This is a genomic window from Flammeovirga sp. AWQ4_249, assembly GCF_056161045.1.
Genome location: NZ_JBSWYJ010000005.1, coordinates 171,934 through 196,422 on the forward strand (window position 1 = coordinate 171,934; position 24,489 = coordinate 196,422).

21 protein-coding genes and 1 riboswitch are annotated in these 24,489 nt (G+C 32.4%); of the genes, 10 read left to right on the forward strand and 11 right to left on the reverse strand.

What is annotated here, in order from left to right; genetic code table 11:
* Window positions 1-5: 5 nt before the first annotated feature.
* The 4 genes from ACXAHM_RS06565 to mce form a co-directional block, all read right to left on the reverse strand.
* A complete protein-coding gene (locus ACXAHM_RS06565; protein ID WP_474959613.1) occupies window positions 6-425 on the reverse strand; it encodes a biotin/lipoyl-containing protein in 420 nt (139 codons plus the stop codon).
* Window positions 426-436: 11 nt separating this feature from the next.
* Entirely contained in the window at window positions 437-808 is a 372-nt protein-coding gene (locus tag ACXAHM_RS06570) for an OadG family transporter subunit (protein ID WP_474959614.1), read from the reverse strand.
* A gap of 10 nt (window positions 809-818) precedes the next feature.
* Window positions 819-2,381 (reverse strand): acyl-CoA carboxylase subunit beta, encoded by a 1,563-nt coding sequence (locus ACXAHM_RS06575; protein ID WP_474959615.1) that lies wholly within the window; start codon window positions 2,379-2,381, stop codon window positions 819-821.
* 501 nt (window positions 2,382-2,882) lie between these two features.
* Window positions 2,883-3,293 (reverse strand): methylmalonyl-CoA epimerase, encoded by a 411-nt coding sequence (gene mce / locus ACXAHM_RS06580; RefSeq protein WP_474959616.1) that lies wholly within the window; start codon window positions 3,291-3,293, stop codon window positions 2,883-2,885.
* A gap of 405 nt (window positions 3,294-3,698) precedes the next feature.
* On the opposite strand from mce, the gene meaB reads away from it, so the two are divergent.
* Both meaB and arsC read left to right on the forward strand, forming a co-directional pair.
* On the forward strand, window positions 3,699-4,754 hold the full coding sequence (gene meaB / locus ACXAHM_RS06585) for a methylmalonyl Co-A mutase-associated GTPase MeaB (protein WP_474959617.1): 1,056 nt from the start codon (window positions 3,699-3,701) through the stop codon (window positions 4,752-4,754).
* Window positions 4,747-5,085: an arsenate reductase (glutaredoxin) gene (arsC, locus tag ACXAHM_RS06590; protein ID WP_474959618.1), complete on the forward strand. Its 339-nt coding sequence runs from the start codon at window positions 4,747-4,749 to the stop codon at window positions 5,083-5,085. The genes meaB and arsC overlap by 8 nt, the downstream gene beginning before the upstream one ends.
* Window positions 5,086-5,125: 40 nt before the next feature.
* Here the strand turns inward: arsC and ACXAHM_RS06595 are convergent, their stop codons facing one another.
* Together ACXAHM_RS06595 and ACXAHM_RS06600 are read right to left on the reverse strand one after the other, a co-directional pair.
* Window positions 5,126-6,376: a glycosyltransferase family 4 protein gene (locus ACXAHM_RS06595; RefSeq protein WP_474959619.1), complete on the reverse strand. Its 1,251-nt coding sequence runs from the start codon at window positions 6,374-6,376 to the stop codon at window positions 5,126-5,128.
* Window positions 6,377-6,684: 308 nt separating this feature from the next.
* A complete protein-coding gene (locus ACXAHM_RS06600; RefSeq protein WP_474959620.1) occupies window positions 6,685-7,836 on the reverse strand; it encodes a hypothetical protein in 1,152 nt (383 codons plus the stop codon).
* Between the two features lie 167 nt (window positions 7,837-8,003).
* Between ACXAHM_RS06600 and ACXAHM_RS06605 the strand changes: the two genes are divergently transcribed.
* From ACXAHM_RS06605 to ACXAHM_RS06630, 6 genes are all read left to right on the forward strand, one after another.
* Entirely contained in the window at window positions 8,004-8,861 is an 858-nt protein-coding gene (locus ACXAHM_RS06605; protein WP_474959621.1) for an N-acetylmuramoyl-L-alanine amidase-like domain-containing protein, read from the forward strand.
* Between the two features lie 68 nt (window positions 8,862-8,929).
* Window positions 8,930-9,106, forward strand: a riboswitch (cobalamin riboswitch).
* A 25-nt stretch (window positions 9,107-9,131) separates the two neighbouring features.
* Window positions 9,132-10,304 carry an ABC transporter substrate-binding protein gene (locus tag ACXAHM_RS06610; RefSeq protein ID WP_474959622.1) on the forward strand — a complete coding sequence of 391 codons (1,173 nt, stop codon included), beginning with the start codon at window positions 9,132-9,134 and terminating at the stop codon, window positions 10,302-10,304.
* A gap of 3 nt (window positions 10,305-10,307) precedes the next feature.
* On the forward strand, window positions 10,308-12,179 hold the full coding sequence (locus tag ACXAHM_RS06615; RefSeq protein ID WP_474959623.1) for a TonB-dependent receptor plug domain-containing protein: 1,872 nt from the start codon (window positions 10,308-10,310) through the stop codon (window positions 12,177-12,179).
* A gap of 11 nt (window positions 12,180-12,190) precedes the next feature.
* Window positions 12,191-13,294: a DUF5074 domain-containing protein gene (locus ACXAHM_RS06620; RefSeq protein ID WP_474959624.1), complete on the forward strand. Its 1,104-nt coding sequence runs from the start codon at window positions 12,191-12,193 to the stop codon at window positions 13,292-13,294.
* Window positions 13,295-13,395: 101 nt separating this feature from the next.
* Window positions 13,396-14,340, forward strand: a complete 945-nt coding sequence (locus ACXAHM_RS06625) for an NAD(P)H-dependent flavin oxidoreductase (RefSeq protein WP_474959625.1) — start codon at window positions 13,396-13,398, stop codon at window positions 14,338-14,340.
* A gap of 48 nt (window positions 14,341-14,388) precedes the next feature.
* Window positions 14,389-15,900, forward strand: a complete 1,512-nt coding sequence (locus ACXAHM_RS06630) for an NAD(P)H-hydrate dehydratase (RefSeq protein WP_474959626.1) — start codon at window positions 14,389-14,391, stop codon at window positions 15,898-15,900.
* Between the two features lie 69 nt (window positions 15,901-15,969).
* Here ACXAHM_RS06630 and ACXAHM_RS06635 read toward each other — a convergent pair whose 3' ends face one another.
* Window positions 15,970-16,632, reverse strand: a complete 663-nt coding sequence (locus ACXAHM_RS06635; RefSeq protein ID WP_474959627.1) for a hypothetical protein — start codon at window positions 16,630-16,632, stop codon at window positions 15,970-15,972.
* A 113-nt stretch (window positions 16,633-16,745) separates the two neighbouring features.
* Here ACXAHM_RS06635 and ACXAHM_RS06640 point away from each other — a divergent pair, with 113 nt between their 5' ends.
* Complete coding sequence (locus ACXAHM_RS06640) at window positions 16,746-17,621, forward strand: hypothetical protein (protein WP_474959628.1); 876 nt, start codon at window positions 16,746-16,748, stop codon at window positions 17,619-17,621.
* 97 nt (window positions 17,622-17,718) lie between these two features.
* Here the strand turns inward: ACXAHM_RS06640 and ACXAHM_RS06645 are convergent, their stop codons facing one another.
* The 4 genes from ACXAHM_RS06645 to ACXAHM_RS06660 form a co-directional block, all read right to left on the reverse strand.
* On the reverse strand, window positions 17,719-17,922 hold the full coding sequence (locus tag ACXAHM_RS06645) for a hypothetical protein (protein ID WP_474959629.1): 204 nt from the start codon (window positions 17,920-17,922) through the stop codon (window positions 17,719-17,721).
* A gap of 256 nt (window positions 17,923-18,178) precedes the next feature.
* Entirely contained in the window at window positions 18,179-19,792 is a 1,614-nt protein-coding gene (locus tag ACXAHM_RS06650; protein WP_474959630.1) for a beta-N-acetylhexosaminidase, read from the reverse strand.
* A gap of 222 nt (window positions 19,793-20,014) precedes the next feature.
* The gene (locus ACXAHM_RS06655) at window positions 20,015-22,333 is read right to left on the reverse strand and encodes a TonB-dependent receptor (RefSeq protein WP_474959631.1); all 2,319 of its coding nucleotides are present in this window, start codon (window positions 22,331-22,333) and stop codon (window positions 20,015-20,017) included.
* A gap of 308 nt (window positions 22,334-22,641) precedes the next feature.
* The gene (locus tag ACXAHM_RS06660) at window positions 22,642-23,583 is read right to left on the reverse strand and encodes an SGNH/GDSL hydrolase family protein (protein WP_474959632.1); all 942 of its coding nucleotides are present in this window, start codon (window positions 23,581-23,583) and stop codon (window positions 22,642-22,644) included.
* Window positions 23,584-24,132: 549 nt separating this feature from the next.
* Between ACXAHM_RS06660 and ACXAHM_RS06665 the strand changes: the two genes are divergently transcribed.
* Window positions 24,133-24,372, forward strand: a complete 240-nt coding sequence (locus ACXAHM_RS06665; RefSeq protein WP_474959633.1) for a hypothetical protein — start codon at window positions 24,133-24,135, stop codon at window positions 24,370-24,372.
* Window positions 24,373-24,489 lie beyond the last annotated feature (117 nt).

Genomic DNA, 24,489 nt, shown 5'->3' on the forward strand with positions numbered 1-24,489 from the left:
ATCAATTACGCCATCTCTACAAGGACTTCACCTTGTAAAACAGCTGTACCTTCTTGAACTTTTAATGTTCCTACCACACCATCAGCTTCTGCTAAAACATTGTTTTCCATTTTCATGGCTTCCATCGTCATTAGAAGATCACCTTTCTTGATTTCATCTCCTTCACGAACACTAATTTTCATAATTGTACCTGGAAGTGGAGCAACCACATTCGATTTCTTAGCAGATCGTGTTACCGCTTTTGGTGCTGATGTTCTTGGTGCTGATGAACGAACTAATTTTGGTGTTTTAGAAGCTTTCACTTCCTTCTCCATTTCCACAGCATAAGGAGTACCATTCACTTCTAATTCAATTGTTTGTCCTTCAACTCCATTTATTTTAACGGAGTAGTTATTTCCGTTAACTTTAAATTTATATTTTTTCATTTTTTGTGAGATTAACGGTTGAGCTGACTACCATGTACAGAATAAATTTTTGAACTCCATGGTGAGTAGGCTTTCTTAACTTTTAGTATTGTCAGGATTGTAGCTTCATCATCGTGAGCTTCTTCTAAATACTGATAAATTGCTGCTGCAATCACCGCATTTACTTCACCTGATACCTTTGTAGAGCTGATTAATTGATCTTCTTGCTTATCATTTTTGATGACAATTTTTTTAGGCTTTTTACTAATCACCTTCATAACAACTGGCATCACATAAGAGAAGAGTAAGAAGAGTAAAGTCAATGTTAAAAAGACTAATGCTAATCCTACCAGGGTCACTACTAACCCTTCATTCAGTTCCACAACTAATGATTGATGTTCCATATGCGATTTTTTAAAGTGGAATATTAGAGTGTTTCTTAGGAGGATTTACCTCTTTTTTAGTGGCTAAGACTTCTAATCCTCTACAAATTCTGAATCTTGTATTCCGAGGCTCAATCACATCGTCAATAAAACCGTATTTAGCAGCTTGGTATGGATTAGCGAATTTTTCTACATATTCATCTTCTTTATCATGAATATATTTCTCTCTTTCTGCTTCATCCTCAATCTTCCTGATTGTTCTACCTTCAAGCACTTCAACCGCTCCTTTGGCTCCCATTACAGCAATTTCGGCTGTTGGCCAAGCGTAGTTAATATCACCTCTTAATTGTTTTGAACTCATTACATCGTGAGCACCTCCGTAAGATTTTCTCAGTGTAATGGTAATTTTTGGTACCGTTGCCTCTCCATATGCAAATAATAATTTTGCTCCATGAAGAATAATACCACCATATTCCTGACCCGAACCTGGCAAGAAACCTGGTACATCTACAAGTGTTATTATTGGAATATTGAAAGCATCACAGAAACGAACAAAACGAGCTGCTTTTTTGGAAGCTTCAATATCTAATACACCTGCTAAGAATGATGGTTGATTGGCAATTACCCCTACTGGACGACCATTGAAACGTGCAAACCCAGTAATAATATTTTTAGCATATGCTCTGTGCATTTCCAAGAATTCCTCATTGTCTACTAACAGATGAATGACATCTAACATATCATATGGCTTGTTAGGATCATCAGGAATAATATCATTTAATACATCTTCTATTCTATCTGTAGGATCGCTGCAGGCGATCATTGGTGGTTCTTCTAGGTTATTTGATGGTAAGAAGCTCATTAACTTACGAATAAGTAGTAAAGTTTCTTCATCATTTTCAGTCATCATATGTGCCACACCAGATTTCGATGCATGCATATTTGCACCACCTAAATCTTCTACTGAAATGACTTCACCTGTCACTGATTTAACTACTTTAGGACCTGTAACAAACATGTAAGAAGTCTGGTCCGTCATCAAAATAAAATCTGTAAGAGCTGGTGAATAAACAGCACCCCCAGCACAAGGTCCTAAGATTGCTGAAATTTGAGGCACAACACCTGATGCCATTATGTTTCTTTGGAAGATTTCCGCGTAACCCGCAAGAGACCTAACGCCTTCTTGTATACGTGCTCCCCCAGAATCATTTAAACCAATAACAGGTGCTCCCACCTTCATGGCTTGATCCATTACCTTACAAATTTTCTGTGCGAATGTTTCAGATAATGAACCACCGAAAACGGTAAAATCCTGAGCAAATACATAAACGACTCTACCGTCTATAGTACCGTGTCCAGTAACAACACCATCTGATAAATATTGTTGCTTATCTAACCCGAAAGATTTTGTTCTGTGCGTTACGAACATATCGTATTCCTCAAAACTTCCTTCATCCAATAAAAGGTCTATCCTTTCTCTAGCAGTTAATTTACCTTGACTATGTTGCTTGTCAATTCTTTTTTCACCTCCACCTAAACGTGCTTGTGATCTTTTTTCTACAAGTTCTCTAACCTTGTCTCTGTTAGTTCCCATTGATTCTCCCAGCGGGTTTTTTGTCAAATATTACTTATACACATTTCAGTGTATTATTTTTTTCATCTTCGTGTAGTAAGAAAATCAAGGCAATAACCGTCCACCCTCATATTTCTATGAGTTTAAAAAATCAAATTTTAATTCAACTTTAGGTTTGTAAGTCGTTTAGCTTAAAATCATGAACGACTATTGACCTTGACGTTTCCTTGTTACTTTTTCTTACTTTGTGAGCAACTCCTTCCTAGAGCTACTGGGTCACAGTTCTCACCTATGTGTTCATTGAGAATTGTGATCATTTTTTTCATCATTTCGTACTTTACATGTTACATTTGATCTTTCTTGTTTTTGTTTTGTTGTTGGTTTCATAATACAGAGTCATGTGTTGTTATTGTGTTATTGTAGTAATTAACGGTTGGTAGAAGTAATATTCAGTTACTTCTACCAAGAGTCAACTTTTTGTGTGTTTGTAGTGCTAGTTGTTTATTGGAAGATGGTCAAAGGTTATTCACCTTTTTTTTCACAGAGCTCGGTTAAAACTCCATGCGTTGACTTGGGATGTAAGAAAGCGATGTCTAAACCCTCCGCTCCCTTTCTTGGTGTTTTATCTAACAATCGGACACCTTTTGCTTCGGCGTCTTCTAAGTTTTTCTCTATATCTTTCACAGCAAATGCCATATGGTGCATTCCAGGACCTTTTTTAGCAATAAATTTACCAATCGGTCCGTCTTCGGCAGTAGACTCCAATAATTCTATTTTAGTATCTCCTACTTTAAAGAAAGCTGTTTTTACTTTTTGCTCTTCAACTTCCTCAATTGCATAACATTTCAATCCCAATACTTCTTCGTAATACTTAATTGATTCTTCTAAGTTTTCTACTGCAACACCAATGTGCTCAATGTGTGAAATATTCATTTTCTTTTCTTTTTTAGTATAAGTAATAACTTGGACTGTGATAAGTTTTTGTCTCTTATTATTTAATGTAAAATTGACATATTTCGAATGAATTACAGATAACTTTTATCACCTATTTCAAGATTAATAATCATACAAAAATCAACTCTAAAATTACTTAATGAGACTACCACTACACCTACATATTGAATATCAACATATTAACTTGTGAATTAAAATCACCTTTTTGCTTTTTTAGTTAATATTTAAAAAAATAAAAAATTAATAATTGATTAATTTGTCCTACTATTCGTAGTAATATATAGGTAATTTATAAATAATTGTCCGTAAATTTGAAGCATCAAAAGATACACTGTGATAAGCTTTTCTCTCTTACTTTATTTATTTACTTAAATAATAGAAGAGATGATAGAAAAAATAACAACCAATAAGACTTCATCTAACACTATGGCTTATAAAAGAAAAAAACGATTAACCGCAAAAGAGTATGCTGACGGTATAATAAGTGGTAATCGTATTATATTAAGTAGAGCCATTACAATAATTGAAAGTAAGTTAGAAAGTGATGTTTTACTTGCTGAAGAAATTTTAGAGTTGATCCTTCCTCATACTGGTAATACACTAAGAGTTGGTATTACAGGTGTCCCTGGCGTTGGAAAAAGTACATTTATTGAATCATTTGGAAAATACATCACTTCTAAAGAAATGAAATTGGCTGTATTAACCATAGATCCAAGTTCTCAAATAAGTGGTGGAAGTATTCTTGGGGATAAAACAAGAATGGAGGAACTATCTAACGATCCTTTAGCATATGTTAGACCTTCAGCAGCAGGTAGCGCACTGGGTGGTGTTAATCATAAAACTAGAGAAACGATGTTGCTATGTGAAGCTGCTGGTTTCGATGTTATTTTAATAGAAACTGTTGGTGTTGGTCAATCTGAAACTACCGTCAAAGGTATCGTTGACTTTTTCCTTTTATTAATGTTGGCTGGTGCAGGAGATGAACTACAGGGTATTAAAAGAGGGATAATGGAAATGGCTGATGCTATTGCTATCACAAAATGTGATGGTGATAATGTTCATAAAGGAAAATTAGCAAGAGCAAGCTATCAGAATGCATTGCATTTGTTCCCTCCTTCTGAAACTGGCTGGTCTCCTAAAGTAATGACTTGTTCATCTTTAGAAAATGATGGTTTAGATGCTATTCTTGAGAATATTTTGGCCTATGAAAAAGAAATGAAAGATAAAGGTTTCTTTCAGTCGAATAGACAACAACAAAACCTCCACTGGATGCATGAAAGTATAGATAATCATCTGAAAAGAGCATTTTATGCTAACCCATTAGTAGAAGATCAGCTCGATCATTTGGAGAATCAGGTTATTCAAAATAAATTGCCTGCAATTGCAGGAGCAAGAAAATTAATCGCATTATTTAATCAAAATAAAACGAAAAATGATTAAAATTTGGCATAATCCGAGATGTTCAAAAAGTAGAGAATCTTTAAATCTTCTAAAAGAGAATGGACAGGAAGTTGAAATCAGAGAATATCTCAAAGATACACCTTCTAAAAAAGAGATTGAAGATATCTTATCTTTATTAAAAATTAAACCTCTGGAATTGATACGTAAAGGCGAGGCGATTTATAAAGAAAATTTTAAAGGTAAAGATCTTTCGGATGCTGAATATATTCAAGCGATGGTTGATTTCCCAAAATTAATTGAGCGTCCAATTGTCATTAAAGATAACAAAGCAGTGGTAGGAAGGCCTCCATCATTAGTTTTAGATTTATAATAAAAAATGAAGTAGTATCATTAGGTACTACTCCATTTTTTTATGCTGATTTCTTTCGCTTTAAATGAACGAGTTCTTTATATATCTCATCAATCTGTTCTCCTTTCTTCTTCCATTTATATTTCTCCTTAAATTTGTGGTATGCTGCATCTTGCTTTTTTAATAATTCACCTTCAGTGAAAAATAAATGATGCAATGCAAAAGAAATTTGAAGAACTGTTTTGGTGTAAGTTGATTGCTTGATTTTATAACCACATGTCTCATCAATAAAACTTCCTGGTCCAGGATTATCTAAACTTATCACAGGTAAACTGTAGGACATGGCTTCTAAAGCTGAAATACCTGTTCCTTCATGTGAAGGGAATAAAAATACATCTGCTTTTTTATAATGCTTTACTAATTTATCTCCATCGAGTGTTGATACAAACTTTATAGACTCCGTAAAACCTTTTTCAGCTACTTTTTTAAGACTTCCTAAAGCAGCACCTTCTCCTACAATTATTAATTCAAAATTATCTCTTTTTTCTGGAGGTAATCTTTCCATAAAGGCTTGAAAAGCGTGGATGGCTAAATCAAATCCTTTAATGGCTTTTAAAGTACCTACACATAAAATTTGATATTTTTCACTTCTCAGATCATGATAAATTGAGGGTGCTTTTTCTGAAGCACATATAGGAATAATAAAATTCTTGGAATGATTATTTTCTAATGAAAGTACCTCTTTCACTCTTTCATTCGTCATGATAATTGCATCAGCTTTCTTTGTTGTTTCCTTAAGGTCTTTTGAATACTTCCATAATAATTTCTTGATTTGCCATTTTAATCGATCACGAAGAAGAAACTTCAATGGATAATTTCTCATGTATTTTAAAGGAATTTTATCATGATGACCTATCGGCCCCCAAACCATGGGTTTATTTAATTGCCATAGAAAACTTGGACTCCAATCGTTATTTAGATTTAAATTATGAGCAATATCAAACTGTAATCCCAAATCCTTAATGAAGCCAACTACTTTTTTCTGCCATAAGTGATAATATAACATTGAACGGAAGGCTCCTCTACCTCTCAAAAGATTAGCTAATGGAAGATCGAAATATTGAAAAAAGATATTTTGAAATTTATCCTCTTCTTTATCTTTCAAAAAGGCATTGATATTTTTTGCATTACTTTTCCGAGTAACCACTATTACATCATGATTTCTTGCTATTTGTTGAATCCACTTCCAACCGGTTCCTTCGTACGACCCCTTATTTGGGTCCAATTCATAACAAGTAACTAAGATGACCATTATTTAATGCGTATATAAGTGAGAATATAGTTGATTAGAGAAGTTACTTTATAATCTATTATTAATAAAGAAATCTAAATATGTTTATATAATGATCTTTAAATTATTATGTGCTTTAAAACCAAAAAGGCTTCATACACCTAACAATGTATTGAAGCCTCTTTTTTCTATTTAAAGTTGTATATTAATTCATAAAACTTGCAATGACTACTCCAATGATTAAAGCTAAAATCATTACGATATACATTAATAAATCAACCCTCATATAGGTTTTATACTGTTTATAAAAGGAAATTATCTTTTTCATTTTATTCTTCCTCTACATAATTATAAGTAGGTTGTTGTGGAGTTTGTGGTTTTGCATTTTGTTCTAACAATTCCGCTTTCTTTTTTTCCTCCTCAATCTTGTACTTAATTTCAGATTTTTGTTTTGCTAAAGCTGCATCTCTTTTCTTTTTCTCCTCACAAGAACCCGCATACCAATGTCCAATACCTTCCTTATAGGCTTCGTATGGATTTTTATAATCCTTTCCATCACAACCACATACTGTGTCATCTGTAAAATCGAATGTCACTGCACGATTATCGTTCTCTGGAATCTGACAAGTAAATGATCTTAATTTTTTGATGTCATTTTGTGCTAGAGGAACATTTAATGACATTGTTCTCGTACATTTTGTAGGATAGTAAACTGTTTTGTCAAATTGATATGAATCAGCATAAACTAAGTATTCATCTCCTTCAAAATATACAAAATCACAAGAAGAATATTCAGCTCTAATATATACTTTTCTTTCTGGATAAAGTGATCCTTTCCAGTATTCTGAAACGATCATACCTACTCTATCATAGCCTTCTTCCATCGCTTGTACTTCAAATACTTTACCGACAAAAACAGCTTCCGATTCATTGTAAGCTTGCTCCACTGAAATACTTTCTCTCACACAATCACATGGAATAAACTTGTCATCTACCCATTGCCCTTGATCAGTATCTCCATTGACATAAAGCATAATTCCTTTACCATTTCTTTTACCATTTAACCAGTTACCTATATATTGTGAACCGTTGGAATAATAATGGATTCCTTCACCTGTTACTACATTATTGATCCAAGTTCCTTCGTGTCTTTCACCTGACTTTGTAACTAATACTCCTCTACCATGCATTTTTCCATCTAAGAAACCACCTTGGTAAACGTCTCCATTTGCCCAAATGTAAACACCTAAACCATAAGGAACACCTTTTTCAAAATTACCTTCGTAAGTATTTCCATTGGAGAATTTCAATTTTCCTTTCCCTTCCATCAAGTCATTTCTCCAACGTCCTTGATAAATCGTTCCATCTTCCCAAGTGTAAGTACCTAAACCATTACGTTTTCCATCACCATTGTATTGTCCAACGTATGTATCGTTATCAGGATTTTCACTTATTTCTTGTGCATTAGAATAAGTAGTCATTAATGTACTAACCAAAAGAAATACATATGAAAAAATCGAAGTTCGATTTGTAAAAATTAAATGTAAAAAGGTTCTTTGTTTATTAAAGATTGTCATAATTTAGTATTGATCGATATAAATGACGATTGAAATAAAATTTCATACCGTAAAAATGCTAAAAAAATAATATGTTAAGATATTTATTCTGTACAATTATCACATTATTTACCACTTTTTCACTAGAAGCACAAATTGTTTGCTCAAATGCCAGTAAAATTAGCTTAGATAAGAAAATTGAAACCTTAAATTCTTTACAAGTTGATACAATTGAAGCTCCATTAAGGGAAGGCAGCATTGCAAGAACTTTTTTAGCTCAGCCTTACTTAGAGAAGACACTTGAAATTGGAAATAAGGAGGAATTGATTGTCAATTTTGTTGGATTTGATTGTACAACCTTCGTCGAAAGTGTCACTGCTTTAAACTTATTATTCAATCAAAAGAAAGATTTTAGGAATCTCAATCACTATGCTTCTATTCTTGAACGATTGCGTTATAGAAATGGAAAATTAAATGGTTATGCAAGTAGACTTCATTATTTTACAGAATGGGTATTAGACAATCAAAAGAAAGGTATTTTAAGAGATATTACATTGGAAATTGGTGGAACAAAATATGACAAAACTATAAATTTCATGAGTACTCATATTTCATCTTATAAACGTCTTAACAATAATAAAAGTGCTGTAGATTCAGTAAAAGTGGCTGAAGCAAGAATTAACACTAGACAATTATCACAAATATATATTAAAGATATTGCTTCTGTAGAGGCCAAAATTAATGAGGGTGATATCATTGCCTTAGTTACAAAAATTGGTGGTTTAGATGTTTCTCATGTTGGAATAGCAGTACGACAAAATGGGCAAATACATTTACTTCATGCCTCACAATCGAACGAAAAAGTTGTCATAACTTCAAAACCAATAGCAGAGTGGCTAAAAAATAGTAAGCTTAATACAGGCATTACAGTTGCAAGATTGAATATTTAATTAAAATTGTATACGAAATAAATGTTGATGACGATCATTAAAATTTTGTCATATTAATTATAGGAAAGTCAAAAACAATCCTTCATATTTGCACATGTAACGAAAGGGAACATGGTGAAAATCCATGACAGTCCCCGCTACTGTAATTCTAACCTATTAAATTAGGTTTATGCAAGCCACTATCTAAGGATGGGAAGGCCCATAGTAAAAGAAAAGTCAGGATATCTTTCATTACATTTTATTTTCTTCGGGTGTAAAGTAATTTTACTAATGAATATCAAGACACTAAGTCTAATCATATTAGGCTTATCCTATTCTTTGGTTGGTTGTAATGAAAGTACAACGAACTCCTCTAACAACACAGAAGCACAGACTTCTGTCTCCTCCACTACTTCAACTAAAAGTGAAGTTAAATATGCCAAAACCTTTCGTTTAGAATACAAGGATGGCTATAAATTACTTCATTTAATTAATCCATTTTCAGAGAATATAACGGAAGAATCTTTTGTTTTACTTCCGAAAGGGTCCAAAATGCCCAGTGGCTTTTCAAAAAACAGGATTATTTCTATTCCCATTCAACGAATTATAACAACGACTACTGCACAAACTTCTATGATTGAAGCATTAGGGAGTATTGACTGCATAAAAGGTTATGTTGCTAAGGATTATATGTATAGCCAACCTATCTTGGATAGAATGGAATCAGGTGAAATTATTTCTGTTGGCTATGATTTAGGCAGTAATACAGAAAAAATTATCTCAGCTAAATCAGATCTTGTCATGGTTGTTGGAAGTAGTACAACCACTTCTTCATCCTTCCCTATTTTACAAAAAGTAAATATTCCTGTTTTAGCGAATACTGATTGGCAAGAAAATCATCTATTAGGAAGAGCTGAATGGATTAAGCTTTTTGGGGCATTATTAAATAAAGAAGAACAAGCGAATGAAATCTTTTCAATGGTAGAAAAGAAATTCACGGAATATATTAACATCGCTAAAACTGCTAAATCTCAACCTTCTGTAATTAGTGGACTACCCTACAAAGGTATGTGGTCTGTTCCTGGAGGAGAATCCTATCTAGCTCATGCATTTAAACAAGCTAATGCTGAATACCCTTGGAAAGCAACCAGTCAAACAGGTAGTCTTCAATTGGATTTAGAAGGTGTATACGCAAAAGGTGGTCAAGCTGATTTTTGGTTAAATGTGGGAACTTTGACCACTCTAGAAGCAGTTAAAAGTAATGACCCACGTTATGTAAAATTTAAAGCTTTTAAAACAAAGCAAGTTTATAACAATACTAAAAGAGTTAAAAATGCCACTGCCAATGATTATTGGGGTACTGGTATTTTACATCCTGAATTAGTCATTGCAGATTTAATTAAAATATTTCATCCGGAACTTCTACCGGATTATGAACTTTATTTTTATCAAAAATTAAAATAGGAAATGAAACATCTTTTATTGGTGGTTTCTTTTTCATTTCTCATTGGGATAAATGTATTTGGGCAAGATTACGCTTTGCCTGACAAAGAATTGGAAACCGTAGAAATTATCTCTACCCCTTTAAAACATTACGCTCAAGGATCTCATATTCAAATGATTGATAGCATTAAACTACAATTAGGGAATGAAGGAACTTTAGCTACAATGTTAAGAGATAATGCATCTATTTACATTAGAGAATATGGTGCTCCCGGACAGTTATCTTCGATGTCTATTAGAGGTGCTTCACCTGAAAATACCGCTATTATTTGGAATGGAATAAATCTAAATTCCATGACTTTGGGTATGATGGACATGTCCTCTGTCAATACATTTTATTTCGAGGATATTGATGTACATTATGGTAGTGGGTCAGCTCAATATGGATCAGGAGCAGTGGGTGGTACAGTCGTATTAAATGATCAATTTTCATGGAAATCTCCCAATCATTATGAAGTTCAAACAGCATTTGGTAGTTATGGACAATATTTCATTGGGGGGAAAGCATTATATGGCACTAAAAGATGGAAACATAAAACAGTAGCCTTGTATCAAACAGCAACAAATGATTATACTTTTTCAAATCCCTCAAAAGGATCAACTGAAACGGTAAACAATGCTGGTTTTTACCATGCAGGTGTTATGCATGAATCGCATTTCAAACCTAATAATAGAGAAGAATGGTCGGCAAATGTCTGGATCACTTCAGAAGAAAGACAAGTACAACCCATTATGGGTAACAATAATAATCCTTCTGTATATGACACTGTTGACAATAGTAATATCAGAGCTTCTATTGATTACAAATATAAAGGTAATCAATGGACACAGTTTGGAAGAGTAAGTTATATAAAGGATAATCAGAATTATCAGAGCTTATTTATTGGTACTGAACGTCTTCAAGGAGAATGGAAGACAGAAACCTATTTTGGAGAGAAAGTCAATTTCCAAGGAGGAATTAATGCCATGTACATATGGCCTGATGTATATGCTTACCCTGATAACACCACAGAATTAAGAGCTTCCGCTTTTTTAGCCGTTAGATGGGATGCAACTGATCGATTAAGTTTGTCTACTACACTTAGACAGACCGTTGTTACAGGATACTCTGCTCCTTTTACTCCTGCTTTTGATATTGCCTATAAAGCAATTAATACCGATAAAAATAGTTTAACAATAAAGAGTTCAGCGGCAAGAAGTTATAGAGTACCTACATTAAATGAACGTTATTGGGGTGATAATGCAAACCCAGAAATCAAACCTGAAGATGGTTATAATGTTGATTTAGGTTTTGATTATACACGTAACATGGGAAATATTTCAATGAATTGGTTGACTTCAGTTTATTACTTAAGAATGTATGATCGTATTCGATGGGTTCCCACTGATCCTACTTATGCGGAAAATGTTGCCAACTCTTTATCTAAAGGATTAGAGACCGCTTTGAAAATAAATAATTATAATTCTCTAAGTCAACTTAAGTGGAATATAGGTTCAAGCTATTCATTTACACATGCTACAGACTTAGAGAAAGATAAACAACTCATCTATGTCCCAAGACATTTATTTAAGTCATTTCTCAGTTTAAATTATCATAAGTGGAGTCTCAATTATGATGTTTTATATACGGGTTGGAGAACGACTACAGATGATTATGATACTTTAGATCCTTATTGGGTCAGTAATATTGGTCTAAGTAAACATCTTCAGTTAAACAAAGTAGACTTTCTTGTCACTTTCAAGGTGAATAACCTATTGAATGAAGAATACCAAAATTATAAGAATTATGCCATGCCTGGCAGAAATTATATGTTAAAAGTGAATATCTCAATTTAATAAATTATACAATGAAACAATTTTACAAACTTTCCTTACTTTTTCTTTTATTAGGATTTGGGTTTATCTCATGTGAGAATAATGATGATACTCCTACTCCATTCGTTCCTGGATCAAATGGATTTTATGTAAGTAACTCCGGAAACTTTTCTGAAGGCAATGGTTCTATCACTGGAGTGACAGAATCGGAAAATATATTTACCTCTTCACCTAGAGTTTTCCAATCGGCGAATGGTTTTGAACTTGGTGGAATCACTGAAGGTTTTTTTGGAAATGATGGTGTAGGTGTCGTTACTTGTTCAAATGCAGATAAAATTCAAATTGTAGATCTTTCAACAATGAATAGAAGATTTACTTTAGAAGATAATCCAGCTATTGTAAACCCCAGATATATTGCTACTTCTAATGGAAAAGCATATGTTACTATTTGGGGTCCATATGAAGAGGATTTCTCATTACAAAATTCATCTGTTGGTGTTATCAACCTTTCTACTGGTGAATTAGAAGAAACATTTGCTGTAGGTGCAGGTCCAGAAGGAATTGCTATTCAAAATGATAAAATTTATGTGGCGATTTCAAATACCACAAATGTTGAAGTTTACAACTTAAATGATCATAGCTTAGTCACAACAATTGATATTGAAGCTGCCCCACAACATTTTGTAATTGATGGAAACAATAATTTATGGGTTTCTGCTTCAAAAGGTTACTTATGGCCTGCTCCAGAAACTAGTGATCTTGGTGTTGTTAAACTTGTGAATGATGCTGTTGAATCTAGGGTTACTTATTCAGGTATTGCAAATGAGGGTGACATTCAATTATCAGAAGACGGTTCAGAAATTTATATTTTAGGTTCAGATGATGCATGGGAAGGTCCTTCTACAACTGAAGTTGTGAAATTTGATGTTGCTTCATCAACGGTTTCTTCACCAGTAGTTTCTGGTCAATATTTTAAAGGAATTGGGGTAAACCCTGCTAATGGAAACATTCATGTTGCTATTGCTCAAAGTTTTTCAGAGTCAGGGTCAGTAAAAATATTCTCAAAGGATGGTACTGAAATCGTTCATATCACAGAAGGTATGGGTGTAGGTCCATTCCACTTTGTTTTCTACTAGAAAATATTTTGTCAAATATTAAGTGTTAAGAGTCTAAGGGTATTATCCTTAGACTCTTTTTTTTATATTCACTATTAAAATCAAAAAACTAATATAAACACATGAATAACAATCGAATTTGTAAACTTTTTCAGATCGAATATCCTATTATTTCTGGAGGAATGGTCTGGTGTAGTGGATGGAAATTGGCATCAGCGGTCAGTAATGCAGGTGGCTTAGGCTTAATTGGTGCAGGTTCAATGCATCCTGAAACTTTTGAAGAACATGTTCAAAAATGTAAGAAGGCCACTTCAAAACCTTATGGAGTAAATATTCCATTATTCTACCCTGAAGTTGATAGGTTAATGGAGATTATTGTCAATGAAAATGTACCTATAGTTTTTACTTCGGCAGGAAGTCCAAAAAAATACACTGCATTTCTTAAAAGTCATAATATTACGGTTGTTCAGGTTGTATCATCTTTAAAATTTGCTTTAAAATCTCAAGAAGCAGGTGTGGATGCTATTGTTGCTGAAGGCTTCGAAGCAGGCGGTCACAATGGGAAAGAAGAAACAACAACAATGTGCTTAATTCCACCAATAGCTGCTTCATTAGAAATACCAGTTATTGCAGCAGGTGGTATTGGTTCAGGCCAAGCAATGATGGCAGCATTTGCTTTAGGTGCAGAAGGTGTTCAAATTGGCTCCCGTTTTGCCATCACACAAGAATCATCCGCTCATGAAAACTATAAACAACGAGTTGTTGATGCTCAGGAAGGAGAAACTATTTTGACATTAAAAGACCTTGTTGCAGTTAGATTGATTAAAAACGAATTTTATGAAAAAGTAGCGAAAGCCGAAGCTAGAGGTGCGTCAAAAGATGAATTAGCAGAAATACTTGGTAAAAGAAGAGCAAAGAAAGGAATTTTTGAAGGGAATCTTGAAGAAGGAGAAATTGAAATTGGTCAGGTTTCAGCTCACATAAAAGATGTTAGACCTGCTGGTGACGTTCTTAATGAGATATGGAATGAATTTACCAAAATTAAAGAACAATTAATTCGTCTTTAAACTAAATTTAATTGTAAATTAAATAGGCAAAAAAATCAAACGTTTATAATGAAAATATTTACCTCAGCACAAATAAGAGAATGGGATCAAGCTACAATTAGTAATGAACCGATTAGTAGCTTAGACTTAATGGAAAGAGCTGCAACGTCCCTTACCAATTGGTATGAAAGTCACTGTAGCAATTTTAAAGATGTAGTCATATTTTGTGGTGTTGGTAATAATGGCGGAGATGGATTAGTTATGGCTCGACTTTTAAATAAAGACGGCTTTAATGTTCAATGCTATATCGTTCATTTTAAAGAAGATCAATCAAACGATTTTAAAGAAAATAGAGAAAGGTTACCTGAAAAAATAAGCTGTATTGATATTTACCAAGAAGAAGACCTTCCACAATTAGAGAATAAAAGTGTTATAATTGATTGTATTTTTGGATCAGGGTTAACAAGGGCCCCGAAAGGTATTGCACAAAGTACCATTAGTTTAATTAATAATTCTAATGCTCCTATTATCTCTGTAGATATTGCTTCAGGACTTTATACAGATCAATATTCTACTCATTTCCAGTCAATTGTTGAAGCAGATATTACATTGACCCTTGAAATGCCAAAATTTTCTATGCTTTTCATGGAAAATAATAAAAATGTAGGGAAAATGGTGGTCTTACCAATAGGGTTAGATCCTAAATTTCAGGAAAATACATCTAGCACCTACTTTTATACTACTAATGTTGATGCAAAAGCCATCCATCGTCCAAGATTAAAATTTGATCATAAAGGAAAGTTTGGTAATACGCTCCTAGTAGGAGGTTCCAAAGGAATGATAGGTGCTATTCAATTAGCCACTAAAGCTGCATTAAAAAGTGGAACAGGAAAAACTACGGCATTAGTTCCTTCATGTGGTTATGAAGTAATGCAAGCAATGCTTCCAGAGGCTATGTGTCTTGCAGACCCTTCTGATAATCATATTATTGCTTCTGTTTTGGTCAATAAATATTCAGCAATTGGCATAGGTCCAGGAATAGGCCAACACGATCAGACTTCAAAAGCTATTCGTTCAATTCTTGAAGATTATGACAAACCAGTTGTATTGGATGCTGATGCACTCAATCTTTTGTCTAAAAATGAAAGTTGGTGGGATTTTATACCTGAAAATTCAATACTAACGCCTCATGTTGGAGAATTTGAACGATTAACTGATGTAAATTATGTTCAATCTTTTGATCGATTAGAAGCTGCTCAAAAAATGGCCAAACATCGTAACGTAATTATTATATTAAAAGGGGCTAATACAGCAATTTGTTTACCAAATGGTGAGGTTCATTTTAATTCAAGTGGGAACCCTGGATTAGCTAAAGGAGGAAGTGGCGATGCTTTACTAGGTTTAATAACTGGTTTACTTTCTCAAAAATATTCTTCTAAAGAAGCAGCAATTCTGGGTGTTTATTTACATGGAAAAGCTGCAGACATTGCAGTTGAAAATATAGGTTATGAAAGTTTGGTCACAACAGATGTAATCGATCATATAGGTCAAGCATTTATTCAAATGCAGAACGACAAATAATTAAACACAAAAAAGGCTGTCACATAAAGAAATATGAGACAGCCTTTTTTTGTATTTATATCGTTGTGACTAACGAATATCTAATAAACCATTGATTTCATCTTGGCTTACTTCAGCTTCAGCAGCTAATTTCTTTCTTAAATCGTCTTTTACGATTCTTTCAGCTTCAGCGATTGGATATTTGATAGACATTGTAATGTGAGTAAGACCTTTACTGTCTACTTTCTTTAACATTACAATTGGAGTTGTTCTACCTAAACGAGCAGTTACATTGTTTTGGTAAGCACCAATTACATCTGTAACAGAAGCAGCGTCAGACATTCCTTCTGAGTTTGCAACATTTGATTTGATACGACCAACGATTTCAGAACCAATTTTACCTGCTAAATCTGTTAAACATAATTGATAAGCAGCTTGTTTTGCAGCAGCAAAAGTTTCACCTTTCGATTGTTGATATGCTACAAAGTACTTTGGATTACCCATATCGTCAGTATCTAAACGGGCAAAAAATGAAGCTTCTAATTGCTTCTCCATAGGTAAATCACCAGGTAATACTGAGAAACCTTCTTTCTTTAAAGCTTTTGCTTGTTTTCTGGCATCTTTGTTAGCTCTACCTTTCAGAGCTTTCAAAGTTTCTTTTTTCTCTTGCTTTGTTTGGGCATGATTCTCATTGGAGATAAAGAATAATGTAGCAAAAACTAGTAAAAAACTTAAAATGAATTTATTTTTCATAGTTCATTAATAAATTAAAAAAATAATTGTCAGTTACGATGCGTAAATATATGAATATTATATTTTAATTTAACAGATCTTTTGACAAGAAGTATACTAACAACTGAATTTCAATGAAAAAATTTTTATTTTTTTGCATTTACTTACTTTTTACGGTATCAATAAATGCCCAGAGTACAAAAAAAGTTAAAGGAGAAGTTATCGAAAGAGTCGATGAATCCTACTCAATTAAAGAATTTAAAGAGAATTTATTTCGAAAAGCACAAATTGATGCCCTTGCTAAAGCCTTCGGAACAAATATTACTTCTTCATCTGATCTTAGATTAGATAATACTGCTATGGAATTAAATTCATTCAATAATAGCTCTATTAAAGGAGAATGGATTAAAACCTTACAGATTACTTATGAATGGAATATAGATATAGAAAATAATCAACAGGTATTATATCTTTCATGCAATGTAGAAGGAAAAGCAAGAGCCATTGATACACCCACATTAAATTATCATGTAGCGACATTAAGTTGTCCTGATCAAAAGTGTGAAACGACACTTTTCAAAGAAATGCAACATTTTTATGCTTCTCTGACTTCTCCTAAAGATGGATACATAAGCATTTATATGAGAGAAAATGATAAAGTCTATCGTTTGTTCCCCTATTCTACTTTACAAGGTGAACTCACTAAACCCTATCCTGTAAAAGCTGATGTACCTTATGTATTTTTTGATCCTAATAATACTTCTCATTTTGAAAACATATCAAGTCGACAAGTAGATCAGTTAGTATTGTCTACCATGGGACCAAAACGAATAGTTAATCGACTATATTTTATTTATTGTCCTGAAGAGTATGATAAACCTGTATTAAGGACAGAACAAGGCGGAATTAAAACATTAAGTCCAGAAGAATTTCAAGAATGGCTGAGCATTCAAAAAACAAATAAAAAGGACTTTCAAGAAAAAATTGTTTATTTCTCTGTTGAGCAATAATTATAAAACCATTCAAAGTAGCATTTGAATGGTTTTTTATTCCATCACAATGGAATTGAATTTCTTTAAAAGAAAATTGCGAGATAGATTCTTTCTTTTAGTTGAATACTTTATTACAAAGTTTCCCTAATCCAAAACCGACCGTGTTACTCAACACTTGCCACATAATAAAGAAAAATAGGATACCAAATCCTGTCTCAGGACTGAATGTTTCATAGATCGCTTGACCTACTACAATTTGAACACCTAAGTATACAATTAATGCGATACTTAAGTAGATAATGAATGATAAGTATTTCATATTAATGAATCGAGGTTAGTTATTTGTTTGATTAATGCAATAACGATATGTATGCTTCATTCACAAAAAATATTAACTATTATAAAAGCCTTTTTATTTTCTTTAAATCTAACACTGATTCTTTTATTTTTTTTAAACAACAAGGTGTGTAATGAATTATTATTCAGTTATATAACTAAAAAAAGACAGCATAAAAAATAGACTCACTCCATTGCAAGTCTATTTTTTGAATTTATTTGTAGATATTTTAAATTAATTATTTTGAATTCGGTTGATTCTCTATAGCTTTCGCCCAAGGTATCGTTTTTGATTTATAATAGTTAATTCCTAATGCTTTAAAACGATCTTCTTGATCTGCTAATCGGTATTTGTAAGACTCCCAAACTCTGTTTTCTTGAGCACTCCATCCTATTTCAGCATAACCTAAAAGCCTTGGGAAAGTCAACCATTCTGCATCATCTAAGGTTTTCACTGTTTCACCCCAAAGAGGTGATTCTATTCCAATAACAAGCTCAGATGGGATTTCAGCTAAGAATTTACCTGGGTCCCAATTATAAGCCTTATCTACTTCAACAGTCCCTGCCCAAGCTAATCCTAATTTACTTTCCTTATTATATTTCATATCTAAATATGCATAGTTAGCTGGTGACATCAACATTTTCACTCCTTGCTTAGCGGCTAGTTTTGCATTTCTAGTATCCGTTTTCCAAAATTGAGCAACGTTATTTTTTTCTAAGTCTGCATCAGATATATCAGCCCAACCCATCATCTCTTTTCCATTTTTGGAAACTATCTTTCTTACTTTAGATATAAACTCAATAAAATCTTCTTTTTTAGTGACATGAGTTTCATCTCCACCAATGTGAATATATTTTCCAGGTGTCATTTCTGCTAATTCTTTAATGACATCATTCATAAACTCATATGTTAAAGGATTATTGATATCTAAAGAACTCTCTCCCACTTCTGTACCTGTATAATAGTCATGTTTAAATTTTCCAAAAGGTTTTTTCACCAACTCAGGGTAAGCATGAATAGCAGCTTGTGTATGGCCTGGTAAATCAAATTCAGGTATGATTGTAATAAACTTTTCTTGAGCATAAGCAACAATGTCTTTGTATTGCTCTTGTGAATAAAAACCACCATCAGTCCCTCCAACTTCAGATACAGCCCCTTTAACAGTTAGGTTTGGCCAAGATTTTATTTCTATCCTCCATCCTTGATCATCTGTCAGATGAAGGTGTAGCTTGTTCATTTTATACATTGATAAATAATCAATATACTTTTTCACCTCTTCAACGGTATAAAAATGTCTTGAAACATCAAGCATAAAACCTCTATATTCATAACGAGGGCTATCTACAATTTTTCCTGTTGGAATAGCAAAAGAAACTCCTTCTACCTTTTTATCTGATTCAATTTCAGCAGGTAAAAGTTGTCGTAATGTTTGTACTCCATAAAATAGTCCATTAGCCGTACTAGCACTTATTGTTACGTTATTCCTATTTATATCTAAGATATAACCTTCAGTACTTGTAATTTTAGCATCAAATTTTAATACAATATCTCCTTTTTCAGAGGATTCATTCTCAATTACATTAAAATAGCCTCCGAGAGAAGGGCCAAAAGTTTCTTTGATGGTACTTATTGCTTGTGAAGTGATTTTGCTATTACTTTCAACAACAATGTTAGCGTTTTTAGTCAAAAGAAAAATGTCTCCTGTTGAATAGATTTTACCCGGTAATGGTATTGCATTTGTTTCTTCGAGAGTACCGACTGTAGTTAAATCAGCAACTGTTTTTTCTGTAGTAGTACAAGCTGCTAAACTTATCGCTAATCCACCGATAAGTAATTTATTCCTTAGTTTCATACGTAGTAATTTCCAGCATTTATTGATTCAGTCAATTTATCAATAGAAAGAAGTCTTAAATCAATTGTGCTAGTTTTGTTTAATCTGTTATTTATCAAAACAAATCTAATGATTTATTTCAAAATACATGAGGATCATAGATATAAAAAAAGAGATTAATCTATTCTTCATCAATAGATTAATCTCCTATTTTATATCTCTAAAGTAACTTTACTTCAACTATTAATTCATCGAGTAAAACGACCAACTAAATCCTAACCTTACAGTTTGAGCATAATCATTATAATAATCAGACTCAAAAGTAGGAGAATAACTTTGTCTTGAATAAGATCTCGTATTGAAGATATCTTGAGCACTAAGCCAGATTTTACCTTTGCGATCTGCAACATATCTCGAAATACTAACATCAACTCCACTGGCAGGTGTAGATGTTCCAGAGTAATCAATTCTTTCTGATGTGTAATAACCGACAATTCTAAAACGATAATGCTCTAGGAACTTCACTTTATAGGTTAATTTTGTATCCCACATCCATTGACTTTTAGGTAAATCATCTACAATTCTTTGGTTGTAAATATCATTATAAATATTACCAGAGAAGATAATCGATTGATTGGTTGTCAACTGCATATGAACATACACATTTCCTCCAAAAGTATGCTTATTTACAATATTCTCATATGTAGCATAAATAGTATCTCCTTTGGAATCATACACTCTTTCTGTTCCATCTAAAATATTTCTGTAGAATAAACCATATCGAGTAGAGAATTTATCATTTTGATTGGTTGCTTCAATTGTCAATTTTTGAAATTTCTCTAAACCAAGGTTTGGATTACCATAACTAATATAAAGAGGATTACTATCATTAATTGTTGGGTTCATTTTCCATTCCGCAGGTGTATTCAAACGGAATGAATAACTTATATTACCCATCCAATTTTCATTGAATTTTTTATTGATATTGGCACTTGGGTTGATTACCAAGAAGTTATTATTCGTATTATAAACAGTATCAGGAGAAGAAAAATCTGTATCGACAATCGAACTTTCTACAACACCTCCAACTCTAAAAGATAAATCATTGTAGAATTTATAATTCCAAGAAGCATATCCTGCAAACCTTTGGTTTAAATAATCAATGTCTTGAGATCCACTTCCTCTTTCAGATATTCCACCTTCTTGATTTACATCATAATACTTTTCATAAGTTTGTTGGATTTTAGTATAATTTCTAAAACCTGTTGTTAAAATACTCCTTTCATTAAAAGGATGGATATATTTTAGGGTAGCAAAATAATTCTGAGCGGGACGATCTCTTTCTGTTATTCTTGTATCACCATAATCTATAGAATCTGAATCATAGTAATATGTTTCAACTCCATTCGCGTTAAATTGATCATAAGTATCCATTGACCACCTCGCTCTAAATAATAACTTTCTTCCTTCTTGCATAAAGTTTTTATCATAATTGAATTGAGCTTGTAGACGTTGAGATGTTCTTTCATTTTCGATCGTTCTATGGTTATCTCTTGGATTTGGATCCATAGTATCTACATCATAAACATGTTCATTTTCATCGCCATCTAAATTGTAATCATATCTACTCCAACTTAAAATTAGCTTCAATTTATCATTTGCAGATGCTGCATAAGATGTAGACCAATTCACATTATAATTTGCTCTCGTTACATCATCCACTCTTGTTGATGACCTTTGGTTTTGATCATAATTCAATCTTGATGTTTCTTTTTCATAAGGTGTTTTTCTAACTCTTGCACCAACATTTAAGTTTGTAGACCAACGGTCTTTTGATCTTGAAACACTTACATTGGCTCTATATTGATCTGGTAAACCACCTTCTAGAAGTACTCGTCCATGATTACCTAACTGTACATCTTCTTTCAAAATAATATTAATCGCAGAGCTAGCAGAAGTATATTCCGCAGGTGGATTATTCATTAATTCTACCCTATCAATCATTTGTATAGGAATTTCTTCCAATGGATTTTCAAGATCTGACTCCTCACCATTTACTAAAATGATTACCGTTTCACCATTAGAAGTAACTTGACCATCATCATCCATAGTGATCGAAGGCATTCCTGAAATAATATCTTCCATATCAGCCCCCCCATCATTATCAATATTAAAGCTCATACCAGAAGCCGTCATGTTGACATTTTCTCTTTCAGCTGTAATCGTTACACCTTCCAGTTCAGTAATTGTAGAAGCTAATTTCACTTCCCCTAAAGAAATATCTAAATCATCTTTAATTGTAATAATTCTCTGATGTGGTTTATAGCCTGTAAATAAAAACCTAAGCTTATAATCTCCATGTTCTGTTAGGTTAAATAAGAATTTCCCATCAAAGTCAGTGGTTGCAGTAGCAATTGTAGTACTATCCTGATCTAAACATGCTATGTTTACAAACGGTAATGCTTCGTTGGTTTCTCCATCTGTCACTATACCTGTCACATTTTGGGCAAAGGTGTTAAAGAAGGAAATAAATAATAGAGTGATTAAAAATAATTTCTTCATGATATGCTTGAAGTCCTAAATATCGCTTATAAGGTTTTGAAATAAAGTTTGCTGGTAATTTTATTAAAACACAATAAGTGGTCTGGTGAAAATTTAATGTTGTAAAATTATATTTTTCAATTGACAAAAAGTATACACGAATCTTATTCTGAATAAAGAAAATGTACAAATTTAATTTTATTAGGAAATTAAATTGTTAATGCTAAATACACTGTAATTATCTAGAAATATAAAAGTCCATATGAAAAAACATTTGGACTTTTTAATGGAACTTATGAAGCACAAAAATTCACTTCAATAACTAGTATTTATTGAGTAATATGATGAAAAGATTCTAATTCTTTTTGAATCTGCATTTTCTTTATCTGTAAATCTTTAATTGGTATTCCTTGAGGTAAACCAGGTCTGTTATAACCAATATGAGTCAACCAAGCATCTCTTTGTAAATTCTGTTTATAGGAAATCAGTTTATATATAGAATCAAAATTATTGATATCACCAAACACCTCTTCTTTTGAAGTTTCAGCAGATAAACTATCATTTGAAAAATAATTGATTAATGGTAAAGTCATCAACCAATGCCCCTCATCGTTTGGGTGGATTGCATCTTCAGCTATAACAAATTCAGGGTGCTGTTCCCTTTTCCGAATTACATAGTTCTCTACAAAATAATGCATATCTATCACTTCCCACCCTCTTTTTCTTTGTTCTACTAACCAATTTGAATATCTGTCCAATACTTCAGTATAAAAAGCGGCCTCACCTTTTGGATCATACATAGCAGGAGTCATATAAACTACAGGAATTTCTCTTGCCATTAATGTATCATTTAAAGCTTTCATACCACTGATGTATTTCTTTTCCCTCTTTTTATCAAAAGGGAGAAATATACCATCATTCATTCCATAACACGCTACAACAAGATCAATGGATAAGGAATCTAAGATTCTTGATAAACGCTCATTAAGGACAGGTCTAGGAAATTTACCCCCTGCATGATCTTCTTCTGAAAGTCCTGAAACTGTTTCACTAGGTAAACCTAAGTTGATAAAATCAACATTTGCATCTGGATGTTTAATATTCCAATAGGTTTCAAAATACTTTATATAATCACCTTGATAGGTAATACTATTTCCAAGAAATACTACCGTTTGCTTACCTTCTCTTTTTACCTTTTTTGAAACTTGACCAAATGTGGTTAAAGAAATGAATGATAATAGTAGTAATACTATTTTAAAGATAGATGTCATGATATAGTCTGCACTTAGTTAAGTTATTGAGGGTAAATTCAACAATAAAGTATTCAAAATGAATTTACTAGACCTAATAAGTTTTAACAAGGTGTAAAACTCCAATTATCTTTACATTTTTTTATTTCACAACGTAATAATGATTTAGATAGATAAACAATTAACTCATTACTGTTTTACACATATGCCGACTTAAGAGTCATTTTATGTATTATTGTTGTTTAAATGGAAAAAATAAAACTATTTAGTTTAATATCACACATATTATCATTTTGAATTTGAGAGATAACCAAATTGAAAAAAATTAAAAGTTAATTATATTGATTCAGATCACCAAAAAATAGTAATATTAGTCATTATGGTATAAAAAAGGACTATTTTCATAAAATAATCATAAAACACAAAGAACTAACTAAGCAATCACATTTTAAAAGAAGATAGTCAGATTATGAAAATGAAAGCCAAATTTCACAAGATTATAAACGGAAATTATATGTTTCATATAAAACATCTCCGTTAAGTAATGTATAGAATGAAATAAAATAAATTATGGAAAATACTTTTCGTCATCACAAATTAATTGAAGGTGCTTTTATCATGAAGCACAAATGTTTAGAAGATATTTCAGAACAATTGAACTTACCTTACAATCGAGAAGAATTGATAAATATTACTTCAAAGTTAAGGGAAGATGGTCTGATAAATTTAGTCAGTATCACAAAGCATAATATTTATATTTCTTTGAGTCAACAAGCTGAAGAAAGAATTCAATATTACTCAAGAGCATAAATCAAATTAACTATTTCTTCATTACAAAGCATAAATCAACCATGGATAACTTTAGAATTCTATTGCTTGTTTTTATTACTTCTTCTGTCACCTTCTTATTGAATGTGATATACAGAG